Origin of the sequence: Thalassolituus sp. UBA2009, from assembly GCF_002335285.1 — a bacterium.
Taxonomy (GTDB): Bacteria; Pseudomonadota; Gammaproteobacteria; order Pseudomonadales; family Oceanobacteraceae; genus Venatoribacter; species Venatoribacter alkanivorans.
Genome location: NZ_DDCJ01000135.1, coordinates 17564 through 31449, shown reverse-complemented (window position 1 = coordinate 31449; position 13886 = coordinate 17564). Strand labels below are relative to the sequence as shown.

At 50.2% G+C, this 13886-nt stretch carries 12 protein-coding genes; 2 read left to right on the top strand and 10 right to left on the bottom strand.

All coding sequences use genetic code 11. The annotated features are described in order from the left end of the window. Nucleotides 1–126: 126 nt before the first annotated feature. Nucleotides 127–684 carry a MarR family winged helix-turn-helix transcriptional regulator gene (locus tag B3P58_RS16010; RefSeq protein WP_286719008.1) on the bottom strand — a complete coding sequence of 186 codons (558 nt, stop codon included), beginning with the start codon at nt 682–684 and terminating at the stop codon, nt 127–129. 101 nt (nt 685–785) lie between these two features. On the opposite strand from B3P58_RS16010, the gene B3P58_RS16005 reads away from it, so the two are divergent. Continuing rightward, a complete protein-coding gene (locus B3P58_RS16005) occupies nt 786–1028 on the top strand; it encodes a thioredoxin family protein (protein ID WP_230331485.1) in 243 nt (80 codons plus the stop codon). Beyond that, nucleotides 1028–1771, top strand: a complete 744-nt coding sequence (locus tag B3P58_RS16000) for a hypothetical protein (protein ID WP_145469146.1) — start codon at nt 1028–1030, stop codon at nt 1769–1771. The genes B3P58_RS16005 and B3P58_RS16000 overlap by 1 nt, the downstream gene beginning before the upstream one ends. 121 nt (nt 1772–1892) lie before the next feature. Here the strand turns inward: B3P58_RS16000 and B3P58_RS15995 are convergent, their stop codons facing one another. The 9 genes from B3P58_RS15995 to B3P58_RS15955 all read right to left on the bottom strand — a co-directional run bounded on the left by B3P58_RS15995 (nt 1893) and on the right by B3P58_RS15955 (nt 13782). Further along, nucleotides 1893–3212 (bottom strand): tetratricopeptide repeat protein, encoded by a 1320-nt coding sequence (locus tag B3P58_RS15995; RefSeq protein ID WP_230331484.1) that lies wholly within the window; start codon nt 3210–3212, stop codon nt 1893–1895. A gap of 12 nt (nt 3213–3224) precedes the next feature. Next, the gene (locus B3P58_RS15990) at nt 3225–3851 is read right to left on the bottom strand and encodes an energy transducer TonB (RefSeq protein ID WP_145469145.1); all 627 of its coding nucleotides are present in this window, start codon (nt 3849–3851) and stop codon (nt 3225–3227) included. A 2-nt stretch (nt 3852–3853) separates the two neighbouring features. Continuing rightward, nucleotides 3854–4264 carry an ExbD/TolR family protein gene (locus B3P58_RS15985; protein ID WP_145469144.1) on the bottom strand — a complete coding sequence of 137 codons (411 nt, stop codon included), beginning with the start codon at nt 4262–4264 and terminating at the stop codon, nt 3854–3856. Between the two features lie 14 nt (nt 4265–4278). Beyond that, nucleotides 4279–4803 (bottom strand): MotA/TolQ/ExbB proton channel family protein, encoded by a 525-nt coding sequence (locus B3P58_RS15980; protein WP_225691511.1) that lies wholly within the window; start codon nt 4801–4803, stop codon nt 4279–4281. 3 nt (nt 4804–4806) lie between these two features. Further along, on the bottom strand, nt 4807–6189 hold the full coding sequence (locus tag B3P58_RS15975) for a MotA/TolQ/ExbB proton channel family protein (protein WP_145469143.1): 1383 nt from the start codon (nt 6187–6189) through the stop codon (nt 4807–4809). Further along, nucleotides 6189–6971 (bottom strand): DUF3450 domain-containing protein, encoded by a 783-nt coding sequence (locus tag B3P58_RS15970; protein ID WP_286719003.1) that lies wholly within the window; start codon nt 6969–6971, stop codon nt 6189–6191. Before B3P58_RS15970 ends, B3P58_RS15975 begins: the two co-directional genes overlap by 1 nt. A gap of 259 nt (nt 6972–7230) precedes the next feature. Next, the gene (locus tag B3P58_RS15965; protein ID WP_230331481.1) at nt 7231–8610 is read right to left on the bottom strand and encodes a hypothetical protein; all 1380 of its coding nucleotides are present in this window, start codon (nt 8608–8610) and stop codon (nt 7231–7233) included. 98 nt (nt 8611–8708) lie between these two features. Further along, on the bottom strand, nt 8709–11387 hold the full coding sequence (locus tag B3P58_RS15960) for a TonB-dependent receptor (protein ID WP_286719001.1): 2679 nt from the start codon (nt 11385–11387) through the stop codon (nt 8709–8711). A gap of 499 nt (nt 11388–11886) precedes the next feature. Continuing rightward, a complete protein-coding gene (locus tag B3P58_RS15955) occupies nt 11887–13782 on the bottom strand; it encodes a GAF and HD-GYP domain-containing protein (RefSeq protein WP_286718999.1) in 1896 nt (631 codons plus the stop codon). Between the last annotated feature and the right edge of the window lie 104 nt (nt 13783–13886).

The window sequence follows — 13886 nt, the reverse complement described above, 5'->3', positions numbered from 1 at the left end:
ATCACCGATGGCAGCGGTACCGAAACCGTCAAAGCCACCATGGTGTGGGCGTGGACGCCGAAGAAGAAGTAAGTATGTGATGCAGCGGCAAAGGAATTGCCGCAGCCATTACGCGGGAGCAAGACGCTACTGCCGTTCATGCTCCTTACAAATCAGCTCTGCATCTTCTGCTGACAGTGGCTGTTGCAGCAGATTGCAGAAATACCCGTCTTCTGTCTCACGGTTATGGCGACACGAACGGCATATACCAAATGATTTCATCTGATTAGCGCTTAAAAATCCTGTCAGCAATAATTTCAGGGCGGCGCTGACCTGTTGCTGCTCAGCAGCCGATAAATGCGCACAGGCTTTAACAAACATCGGAGAGGGAATCAGCTGCTGCAACAGCTGCTGACCCGCCTCAGTCACGCGCAGATGCGTTACGCGCTTATCCGCGGTATCCGCGACCTTTTGCAGCAATGCCTTTTTTTCCAGCACTTTCAGCGTCTGCGACACCGTGCCTTTGGTCTGCCCCAGATACTCACTCACCGCCATTGGCGTATCCGAATAGCGATTGCAGATCGACAGGTAATGCAGCGCCTCCAGCTGAACCGGCAACAGGCCGAATTCTGCGCCGCACTGGCGTGCGTCAACCCGGAGTAATTCCCCAAGCCGTTCAACGTGGTTGTAAATCAGATCAGTCATCATTGGCACATAGTATCGACTGAAAACTTTATTGACAACAGGGCAATCCGTCCCCTAGGGTTTAAAGGTATCGAGTCGATACATAACTTTGGAGAGAGATAATGAACAACGCCATTTTTTATCACGCCGGTTGTCCGGTATGTGTCAGCGCAGAACAGGCTCTGCTGGCCGCACTGGATCAGCAGCGCCTGAATCTGAAAGTCGTCCATCTGGGTGAAGAGCCCGCCGAAATCACAGCTGCGGAATTAGCCGGCGTAAAATCGGTACCCGCATTGCTGCTCAACGGTCAGGTGCTCCATATCAATTTCGGAGCCTCATTAGACGATTTAAAAGGAGCGCAATAATGGCTAATCATTCACTGTTGCTGGCCTTTATAGCGGCGGGATTTTCTGCCGCAGCCTGTGCGGGCGGCCACCATCACGGCGGCATACAGGCAGAAAAGAAAAATATTGAGCTGGCTCCTTTCGATATTATTCATACCAAAATCACCACTGAAGGCAGCATCGCAACCTTCCATATGGCGGTATCCGGTAATGCCGGAGAAAATACTCCCGCGGCGAGCGGACAGCTTGCCGGCAGCCATGTATTTTCTTATGTCTGGCCAACAACCATTGACAGCTATGAGGTGGGTTTTGACAAACAAGCCGGCATTCTGGCTCTGGCGGTAACCAGCCATCCGGATTTTGACGACACACCGCTGTACGATGAAAACAATGATGGCGATACCGGCAACGACGGCAATCTCTGGCACAGTCATTGGGTGGTGTTACATCCCGATGAACGCTGCGGCAAAGGTGCACTGGGCGTTGCCGATATTCCGGAAGGTGTTAAGCCGCGTTTGCCGGCAACCTGGCCGGGCCTGCCAATTCTGCTCGACAGCCCGGGCTGGGACCCGGTGTTCTCCGCCGAGCATGTGGAGGTCCGTGTTCCCTTTGCAGATATTGCCGTTGTTGAACAGGCAAACTTTGATGGTGTAACCGCAGGTTTACGGGTTAATCAGAGTGTGCACTCGCCACTGCTGTGTGTGGTGAATGTAATGGATATAGCCTCGGGCGATCTGAGTTTACCGGGCAAGGTCAATCACTGAACCGTAGCCGGACAAGGATGTCTGCTTATTCAAAAAATCAGAGGATAAATACCTGAAAAGCTCCATAAAAAAGCCCCGGCAGTATTAACCTGCCGGGGCTGTTTTATAGCCGATAAAAGAATCAGTTATTCGCAGCCATATACTCACGGCGCTTTTGTTCGCCATCGATATAACGCAACCACTGATCAGCCATTTTTTCTGCTTCGGCAAACTTCTGCGCTTCTTCAAAGCTGTCGCGTGCGTATGGCAGATCATCCAGATTAAACAGAATCAGACCTTTCAGGATATAGGCCGCCGAAGGCTGCTGCAGCTTACCCAGCTTCAGCGCTTTATCGACATTATTCAGTGCCAGCTTCCATTCCTGACGTTCGGTATGAATCTGCGCCAGCTTGTAGAAGTCTTTACCGGCCTGAGAGGCTTCAGCCGCTTTGGCCATTACCACAATGGCTTTATCGTATTCTTTTGCCAGCATCCAGGCATCACCCAGCAAAGACAGATTTTTAGCACTGGCTTCAATCTTTTTGTCTTTCATGCCGTCTTCAAGAATGGCAGCGGCTTTATACGGAATTTCCTGCCCTAATAAAGCCTGCGCCAGATTCACCAGCTCGCTTTCTTTGCTCAGCAACCCCTGCTCGTGTGCGGTTTCCAACGCCGCCAGTTCTTTCAGCGGCTGGCCAAGCTCGCTGTAAACGGCCGCCAGTTGCACCCAGTATTGGGCTTTAGGATACAGGGTCGAAAGATCCTGCAGACAGCGCGCCAGATTTTTGAAATCTTTGTTCTGGTAGTACACCGCACGCTCCAGCAGCAGCCAGTTTTCTTTTGGCTGGTTGCCCTGCTCTTTGGTCATGGCGATGGCTTTTTTCACATCCGGCAGAGCCTGCTGATATTTCTCCAGCTGGAACTGCATCTGTGCCCGTAAAATAAAGGCTTCAGCATTCGGTTTTTCAACCATCGCGAACCATTTATTCAGCTCGGCCAGTGCATTTTTATAATCTTCCTGAATCAGGTAGAGCTTAGCCAGACTGTACAGTGTGGTTTGCTCCAGACTTTCCGGAATATTTTTGGTGGCAACGACGTTTTTATAAGCGCCGATAGCCTTCTTGTAATCTTCCTGATTGAAATACACATAGGCGAACATATTGTGTGTCATCGCCTGTTCGTAACTGTTGCGTTTGATTTTCTCAACCGCGTTCAGTGCCTCGATGGCTTCGGCGTATTTCTTTTCATCAGACAACGCCCGGGCAGCATCCAGCTTTTTATAGATATGAGGTCGTAAAGTCTGGGCACGGCGTACACGTTTCTTTTCTGCAGAAGAAGATTGCTCTTCTGCCTGCTGATCCTTGCTCTGCGACCAGGCTGCCGCCGGCGCAAGCATGCTTGCACCATAGGCCAGTACCGCAGTCATCAGCACAGCAACGGGTTGTTTCATAGCATTCGTCATAAAGGACTCCTGTTATCTGCCACTCTTATCCAGTTCAAAACGGATAATGTTGCGTACGCCTTTTACCTCAACGGCTTTACCGTTTTCGATTTTCGGCTTGTATTTGAATTTGGTAACCGCCGCCATCGCCTCACGGTCAAAAATACCCGGAGGATCGGCTTCAATAACATGCGGCTCGGTCACCGTACCCAGCGTGGTTACGGTGAATTCCACTACCACATAACCTTCAATACCTTTCTGCGCAGCACGGCGCGGATAATTAGGTGCAACTTTTACGATCGGTAAAAATTCACCATCTCCACTGCCGCCACCGAGTCCGGCATCAACGTTAAGATCGGCGCCAAGATCAAATCCACCGATATCAAAACCATCGGTATTTGCCTGTGCCATATCCGGACGGGGCATATCCGGTTTGGGTGGTTCGGCCGGCGGCGTTGGTGGCTTCTGTGGCTTGCGCTCTTTGGTGCGGACTTCGTCGTCTGGCTTGTCCATCACGAAACTCTGAATGCGGCCAAAGTCCTGTTCGTTCAGCACCGATCCCCCGGTGCTGATCAGGCTCTGCATCATCCAGAACACCGCAAAGGTAGCGACGGCTGCAACCGCCAGCGCAGCGCCGAAGCGTAGCAAGCTGGATTGCATGATCAGCGCTCCTCAGTCGCCAGTGATACATCATAAACACCGGCCTGACGGGCAGCGTCCATTACCGCTACCAGCTGACGGGTTTTGGCTTCCTCATCGGCCTGAATAACGACAGTACCCTGCGGATTCTCGGCGTGCATGCGTTCGATATTGGCGCGTACCTGGCTTTCATCAACTTTGCGTTTGTTAATCCAGATTTCACCCATGTCGTTAATGGCAATCAGGATATTGGCACGCGGCTTGGACTGCGCTGTGCTGGCATCCGGACGGTTGACTTCGATACCGGATTCTTTAACGAACGAGGCCGTTACGATAAAGAAAATCAGCATAATAAATACCACGTCCAGCATTGGCGTAATGTCGATTTCGCCTTCTTCTGCCTGCGGGGTTAAATTCGAAAAACCACGTCTCATACTATTAATTCCAATTAGTGGTCAAAAGTTAACTGGTCTTCAAGGCGAATTTTTTCGCGCTTGATAAAACGTTCGAGCAGTGACTGGGCAAATACCCCGGTCAGTGCACCGACCATCCCGGCCATGGTTGGAATGGTGGCTTTGGAAATACCGGAGGCCATGGCTTTCGGACTGCCGTTCCCCAGAAATGCCATCACATCAAATACTTCAATCATGCCCGTTACCGTTCCCAGTAAGCCGAACAGTGGCGCCAGTCCAATCACCATTTTGATGGTGCTCATATTGGCGCTTAAATTAATGTTCAGCTGGCTGATCAGATCCTGGCGGATCTGATGCGCATGCCAGGAGCGGCGCTCACTGCGCGCTTCCCATTCCTGTACCGCGGCGGCCAGAGCCGGGCGGTACGAGAACATAAAATAAGCGGCGCGTTCGAGTACCAGTAACCAGAGGATAAAAATCAGTCCGAAGATGGCGTAGAGGACGTCGCCTCCACGTTCCATAAACAGATATACCGGTTCGTACAATTCACCGAACATCATGGGTTACGCCGCTGTTGCCTGAGGTTTGGTCTGCTGTTCGGACTGACGCGCCAGAATACCGGTGGCGCGTTCTTCCAGAATCATCATCAGTTCACGTGAACGGTTGTTGGTTAAGGTATGCAGGAACACACAAGGAATTGCCGCAACCAGACCCAGAACCGTTGTTACCAGTGCCTGAGAAATACCACCTGCCATCAGTTTCGGATCACCGGTACCGAACAGCGACATGGTTTCGAATACGTCGATCATACCGGTCACCGTACCCAGCAGACCCAGCAATGGTGCAACCACGGAGATAATTTTGATCCAGCCGATTGCGCGGGTTAAACGTGGAATTTCAGCGGCGATTGCTTCGCCCAGATGCAGTTCCAGGGTTTCGGTATCGGCATTTTTATTGGCATTAAATACTGCCATTACACGACCCAGAGCGTTATTTTCGTTTGGCGTGTCGTTATCCATCTGCGCACGGATTTTTCCGGCTTCGCTGTACAGTACAACCATGCGCCACAGAGCCAGGGCAATACCAATAGCACCCAGTACAATAATGATGTAACCAACCACACCACCCTGATCAACACGGTCACCCAGCTCTGGTGACTGCCCCATGATTTTCAGCAGCTGACCACGGGAAGGATCGATCCAGAAACCGGTCAGTTCAGTGCCGGTAGCAGAAGCCAGTTCCGCGGCAGGATCGGTGTAACGGCTGCCAGGCTGCTTATCCAGCTCGACCAGACGACCGGCTTCCAGATCCCAGTTCAGGTATTTATCAGCAGAGACAACGTTAAAGCCGCCAACACGAATAACCTGCTCTTCCGTTGTATCACCGCTTGGCAGTACCACTTGCGCGTTGTAAGTCGATACACGGCCGCTGTAGGTCATTTCACGCTGCATTTCGAACCACAGACGTTCCAGTTCTTCAATGGATGGCAGCTTGGAAGAAGAACCTGCAGTTTTAATCAGATCGGTCAGGAACTGTTCACGGCCCGGTAATTCAGAACTGATAACAGAACCTTCAAATACCGCTTTGGTATCGCCGGCCACCTGCTGCAGTACACCGAATAATTCTTTCAGACTGCCCAGACGGTTATTCAGGCGTTCCTGAGCTTCCGCCACTGCGGTTTCGTTCTGCTGAAATTCTTTTTCTTTCTGTGCACTCAGCTGCTCGAGACGGGTGCGCTCATTCTGCGCATCCGCAACCATTTTTTCCTGCTCAGCTTTTGACTGATTAAAACGTGCCAGACGCTGTTTGAATTCTTTATCATCACGGGCCTGACCCTGTTTAACCAGATTCAGCAGAGAATCAACACTGACCGGCTCCGCCGCCTGAACATGAGTATTCAGACCCAGCACCAGAGCGGCACTTAAAAACAAAGATTGCAGTTTCATTATTTGGTCTCCTGCTGTGCTGAAGTGGGTGCGGCGACAGGCACTTTAATCAGATCTGGTGCGGCCTGTTCACGGGCGATACGGATACCGGCCATCAGCTTGCTTTTAAAGGATGCGTCCAGTGGCTCCCACTGATTAGCCGCGGTGTTCCATACACCCAGCTCCTGACCGTCCAGTGACTGATACATCAGGGAAATACGGCCCACGCGCAGGAAATCCACTTCACGGCTCTGGCCATTGGTCGCCAGCGTGCCACGGTACGATTCAATGGTGCGGCCGTAATCGACTTCGGCCTGATAAGCCTCTGTTACTTTGCGGTATTTCTCGGCAACGGTTACGTCCGAACGGCCCATCATATTTTTCAGATTGGCTACGCGCTTGCTGCGCTCTTCGGCCAGAAACGGCACATCAGCGGCCACAAACTGGTCGATGGCATCAATCATACGCAGCATCAGCGGTGTGATCTGACGTTCAACCAGCGTGACATTTTTAATGCTGGCTTCAATACTGGCCAGCTCATCCTGCTGGGCTTTCAGCTGCTTATCCAGCTGTGTTACGTAGACATTCAGGCCGTCAATTTCTTTGACCAGGCCACGGTATTCACGCTCCTGAGCGCGGATACTGTTATCAACAGAATCAATTTTCTGCTGCGATTGCTGTGCTTTGTTGGCGCGGTTAACGCCCTGATCCAAAGCACCGTCTACCGTGGCGGCAGAAGCACCCATTACCACGCCTGCGCTGAGCATGGCGGCCGCCAGAAGGTTGCGAGTTCGCAGTTGCATCGGCATATGTGTATTACCCGTTTTGTTCTCAATTCGTCTGCGTGACGCAGACTCCCCAAATTCAGAGCGCAAGATACTGCAGTTCTGTGACAGTTCTATTACATGACAGAAAGGCTGCATTTTTATGACAGAGTGTCATTTATTGCCGGAGAGTCTGCACAACAGAACCCGGAGGGATGAGCAGAAGAAGAGTGCCGGGATAAGCAGGGGAGAAATAAAAACGGCGCCCTAAGGCGCCGCTTTATACTTCCAGAAAAACTTACAGTGGAGCGTTTACTGCTGTTGCACCATCCAGTGAACCTGGAATCGTCCAACCAGCCCACCATGCAGTAGTAGCCGCAGGATCTACAGCACCAGCGTAGGTAGTTGCATCAAATGCGAAGCTTGAACCATTATTAACCGCAGTGAAGTCAGTAGTAATAGTATTTGCAGTGGCTTCAGCGTTCTGCACAGCCCACTTATCATTGAAAGTCATAGATGAACTAGTTTCGATAATAGAGCCTGTCGCCGGAGCATCGTTCTTCAGAGCAGTACCACCGCAGATAACATCCTGAACAGACACATCAGTCGCTTGTGAAGTTTTAACTTCCAGACAGCCTGAAGCAAAACCAGTTACTGCAACTTTAGCCAGTGAAGTATTCACTTTACCACGCAGTTTGATGCCTGGCTGACCATCATTGATTGCTCCACCAACGATCGTTACGTTAGCAATGGCAGCCTGAGTAGCACTGGTTTCTTTTGGAATGTCGCTGTTACCTTCGATACCGCGCGGATCGTTGCTACCTGATGGGTTTGCTTCAGGATCCTGATTCTTAACGATCAGTGCATACTGAACGTTACCTTTGTAGCCTTCATCGAAGTCAATATCGTCATCATCGTTATTGGTCAGAACAGCGTGAGTCACATTTACAGTACCACCGAACCACTCAATACCGTCATCCAGGTTATTGTGGACCTGAATGTAATCAATCACGGTACCGTGGCCAACACCTTGCAGAGTCAGACCGTTGATTTCGTTATTAGGGCCGGCCACACGACCAGCTTCAGCAATACGGACATACTTGATCACACCACTGTTATCAGCAGCATCATTACCACCGAATTTGCCAATGCCATCACCGCCTTCACCATCGACGTTACAAACAGTTCCGGTACCAAAACATGCGCCAGTATCCCCCTGACCATATTGAGGTGCGAAGCCCTGAATAACAACACCGCCCCACTCACCCAGACCATCAAAGTCAGCATCCTGATAAGAACTGAAAGTAATCGGATTGGCAGCGGTACCTTCTGCCATCAACTTAGAGCCACGGGTCACCAAAAGAACCCCAGTATTCAGTGCCTGAACATGAACGCCTGGTTGAATAGTCAGAGTTACACCAGCAGCCTTAGCAGCCGCAACGGCAGCAGCATCAGCCAAATCAACGTTACCAGCACCGATGGTTACGAAACCATCCAGGCGCCATTCTTTGTCTGCTGTCAGGGTTACGTCTTCGGTGATCTGACCTTTCAGAGTACAAACGTTATCCAAACAAGAAACGCCAGCGATATTCTTTTTACTGTTGTTGTCATCACCACCACAACCAACCAGTGCAGCGGAAATTACGGCCAGAGCCAGGTAGTTCTTTTTCAGTTCCATTTAATCTTTCCTCAGAGAGTTCATCAAAAGCCGACTCGTATTCTGATCCGGCTTTATGACACTTAAATGACAATTAATAAGTAATTTTTATGATTCAATTAAAAACTGTATTCAACGCTGGCGCTGATATTTGCACCATCGAAATAGCTTTCTATTTCTTTACCATCACGGCTGAAAACCACTTTTTCATCGGTAATGTTATTCGCCTTGGCTTTTACTATAAGATTTTCCGCTGCATCATACTGATAAACAACGTCGAAACTATAACGACCATTTTCAACTTCCGGAGCCAGAGCACGGGATGTTTTATAGATACGATCATCGAAGTAATTCACCAGGAAAGTAATATTTTGACCTGTCGGAAGATGATCAAAACCAAGCTGAAGGTTGGCCAATAATTCCGACTGCCCTTGGAGCTTACGACTGCTTTTTCCTTCGAATCGGGCTGTATCATCGCTCAGATTAACGGTCGCATCCAGAAAGGTCAGATTACCGGAGACAAAACCCGACCAGGCATCACCATCCAGAGTGTTTTTCCGGAAATCAAACTCAACACCCTGAACTGTCGCTGAATCTTCATTACGGAAGGTTGAACCATCAGAAGCAGAACCTGAGCCATCCGGAATACTGCGTTCAATCGGATCTGCAATGTCTTTATTGAATAACGCGACAGAAATACTCTCTTCTTCACTGAAGTAATATTCACCACGAAGGTCAATATTGGTGATTTTTGAGATCTGAAGATTTGGATTACCGAAAATCTGCTCATCGGTTTCCGGATCATACTGTACAGAACGCGAGCGCTCTGTCAGACCTGGACGGGACAGGGTCTGACTGACTCCCAGTCGAACCTGCATTTCCTCATTAGCCTGCCAGCTGACAGAAACTGCAGGAAGGACCTCATTTGCACTCAGTGTATCATCAGCAATACTGCTATTTGGATAGCTCAGGGTCTGTTCAGAATCTTCCAGACGGGCACCGGCCAGAATTTTCACATTCGTCAGGTCCAGCTCAGCCGAGCCATAATAAGCAAACATATCATCGCTCGCTTCATAGCTATCCGTCGGTGAAGTACGAACCTGAATACGAACATCCCCATTATCAAAATTTGCTGGACTAAGAATAGTCTCAATGTCTTGTGTAACATCAACAGTCGCAGAAGAAGTTAGATTGAAACCTATACGAGTAAGGTCTACGGTACGTTCTTTCTGAGATATAAGCATTCCTGCTTTCAATTTAATCGACATAGCATCAGTCAGCATCTCTTCGAAACTGTAATCCACCCCACCTTCAAATGCGTCCTCAGTAAGCTCGGAAAAGCGGCGTTCAACAGTAGAAGGAATCATAACATTATTAATGTATTGATAGGTTCGACGGTCAGGCTCATCACGACGAGTCTGGGCATACCCAAGACGCCAATTAACTTGATGAGACCCATCTGCAAAGAAATGCTCACCAGAAAATTGCTGAGACAAAAATTGACGCTCGACCCATTGAAGCGTAGCCGTTTCCAGACGCTGATCGTTATTCGCATCATAAACATCTGACGTGCGAACAGTATTATCGGTTTTACGCAGTAAAATCGATTTACTGTTCAGTTTATGGTTTTCATTTTCAAAGCCGGCAACAAAATAACCTGTAGCATCAATTTTGCGCTTACTACGCTCATAGGTACCAGAAATATTCTGATCGTCGGTTTTCGCATCATGACGGGCTTCTGTTTTATCGTTGTACTGAACAGCACCGTAAAAACCAACATCGCCGGCATCTTTACTGATTAAATCACCAAATGCGTAAGAAAACCCACGCTCGGGTTTTGCCTGAATCTGATCTACACGGTAATTATTATCGAATGATTTACCCAGAGCCGCAGCTTCTGACGGCAGAGTACAACCAGCAAAATTACAGTAATTAATAGCGTCATTACCGCCATTGGTTGCACTGTCCACCAGTGATGGCAGGTCACGGCTACCATCATCCATACCAGTAAAATCGGTACTACTGCCTTCATAACCATTAACATCACTGAAGGTGGTACGGGTATTCAGACCACCGTTAACTTTGATTTTATTGACCGGGCCATCAGGTAAGCCTTTGGTCGTCATCATGATCGCGCCACCGGTCGTATCACCCGGCAGGTCTGGCGTATAACTTTTCTGAATATTGATCCCACCCAATACACTGGCAGGGAACAGATCCAGAGGGACATCACGACGCATTGGATCGGTACTTGGCATCAGACTGCCATTCAGTGTGGAGGAAATATAACGTCCCTGCAGACCACGCACGACCGCGAACTGACCACCAACCAACGATACACCCGCAACCCTTTTCAGTGCAGAAGCTGCAGAGGAATCACCAAACCGGGCCATCTGCTCAGAACCAATGGCATCCAGTACGGCTGATGAGTCACGTTCCTGTGCAGTTGCAGTTGACGGAATATAAGAACCAACCGCTACCACTTCTTCAATCACGCCATCACCGGACATGCTCATGGTCATGTTGACGCCGGTATTAACGTTGGACATAACGCGTACAGAAGAAACATCGCGCTTACCATAATTCGGGTGCGCGATATTCAGCGCATATTCACCGCGGGGTAATTCGAAGCTGAAGAAGCCATCGGCATCAGTCATCATTGCCATTTCGGTGCCGGCAACAGAAATGCGTGCTCCGCTTACCGGGCCGCCGGTTTCATCAGATTGCAGATAACCTGAAATCTGACCAACAGCAGGAGCTTCTTCCTGACCCGGGGTGTAAATATTAATTTCCGGCATCGGCTCACCACCGACCAGCTCAACCTGAACTTCGGCATTCTGGGTGCTGCCTGCGGTAGCAAAATCAAATTCGCCTAACCACTCACCGTATTTGGAAAGCTCAACTTTGTGATCGCCCTTTTTAATATCAAAAACGACAAAGCCCGATGCACCGACCAGTTTTTTCTGGCCATCAACGCTGACAGCAAGATCACGTACCGCGCTGCCATCTTCGGTGATATACAAAACGGCTTCGCCAGCCATCAGCTGAGACACGAATAAAGACGATGCTGCGGCAAGCAGCACACGAGTTGGTTTCATTACGCCCCCTACGAGGAATACAGGAATTAACAGGCGGCGCCGTAAACGAGTGACAGAATGGCAGTCAATTAACTGTTGTCGTCCGTGATATTCTTCTGACTCAAGCTGGAATCAGCAGCCGCACCTTAAGTGCGGTGCAGTATGTTGCGGTTATATGACATTTCGATTACAAAGCGCCGAAAGCCGGCAGGGGCAGGAATCAGATGGATTTAAGGCCGGGTAATATCTGCAGCAATGGCAGACGGCTGAACAGGCGCACCAGTGATGCATCAATTTTATGGTTTCCGGCATCGGCATGCAGAATATCAAGCGCCCGCCCGACCGGCATCGCGGCTTTGTAAGGGCGATCGGAGGCGGTTAAGGCATCAAAAATATCGCACACGGCCATCATTTTTGCGCCGACCGGAATATCAGCGGAAATCAGCCCATGGGGATAACCTGTGCCATCCAGTTTTTCGTGGTGTGCTCCGGCAATTTGCGGGATACGTTCAAGCTCCGGCGTCCAGGGAATGGTGGCCAGAAAGCGGATGGTATGGCTGACATGGCTTTCTATTTCACGCCGTTCTTCTTCGGTCAGGCTGCCACGACGTACGGCCAGTGCCAGAAAGTCCTGATCTTCCAGCAAGGGCCGCTCACAACCATCAATATCGGGGTAAACCTCACCACGCAATAATTGCAGATGCCCGAATGTACCTTCATCAAGGATGCTGGGTTCGTTGGCCAGTTCTACGGCCTGCTGCATCGCATCCAGTTTTTGCAGAGCCTGCTCTTCAGCCTGCTGCAGTTGCTGTTCATATTCAGTGTTCAGCCGCCGCTCTCGTGCAGCGGTTAATTTTTGCTGCAGAAAATGATTACGCACCCGCTCTTTCTGCAGGGCAATACGGTAATGAAAACGTACCCAGGCTTCCGGGCTGAGTTTTTTGGCTTTTACCAGCACATGTTCACGCACCCCGACTTTGCCGAAATCGTGCAGCAGTGCGGCATAACGTAATTCACGCAACTCTTCGCTGCGAAAACGGATGGCCTGATATTCGCGGCCGGTTTCACTGTGCGCCGCCTCGGCCAGTGCAATGGTAAGTTCGGCAACCCGGAATGAATGACCGGAAGTGGTTGGGTCACGTTGTTCAATAGCGTGTACAGACGCACTGACAAAACCTTCAAACAAAGTATTGATACGTTCAATCAGCAAGTTATTTTCAATCGCAATCCCGGCCTGGCTGGCCATGGTTTCGAGCAGTGTTACCAGCCGCTCGTCAAACGGCAGGGTTTCACGTTCGACGACCTCAGGGCTGCTCAGTTGCACCTGTGGACTGCGTTTACGGTTAATAAACTGGATAACACCGACAATTTTTCCATCGTGCGTGCGCATCGGAATAACCAGCATTGAGCGGGTACGGTAACCCAGCTGCTGGTCATAGGCTTTATTAAATGCAAAGCCGGAGCCTGCTGGCAGGTGGTAGACATCGTCAAAATTCAGGATCTCGCCGGACAGCGCGGCAAAGCCGGCCAGTGATGAACTGTCGAGCGTAAAATGCTGCTCTTCCGAATGAAATTCCACCGAGTCATTCTGACTGAGTTTAAACACCATCTGCCGCTCACCGTTGTCGCCGGGTTCAATCAGAAAAATCGACGCAGCATCACAGTTAGCAAAACGCCTTGCCTCTTGCAGAATACGCACCAGTAAGCGGGCATGATCCTGTTCAGCTGACAGCGCCAGGCCGATATCCATCAGACGTTCAAACTGGTTTTCCTGATGGGCAAGCTGGCGGGAAAGGTATTGCGATTGCTGCTGTTGCTGGTAGAGGCGCAGGGCCTGTTTTAGGGCATTGTTTAAAAAGGGTACCGGTAAAGAAACCGGCAGAAGAATGTCAGCCCCTAAGGTGCTGTGATCCAGGCCACTGTGCTGATCATACTCCAGCAGGCGGATCTGGCCTTGCGGCGCCTGCTGGCAGGCTAATGCTGATGAATATAAACCAATGTCCGCAGTCGCGGAGTCTGCCACAGCCATATAGCCGCCATCCAGCAGCGCCTGTACAACGCGGGCTGCTTCCTGCGACAAGGATTCAGGGAAAAAAAGCGTAGGTACCGTACTCATTCGGGTATCCATCCACACATGCCGTTACCGTGTCAGCTTCCAGAATAGACCCTGACGAGGAAACATGTGCTGCGGCCCCCACGCCTCGACCAGGGCCTGTTAAC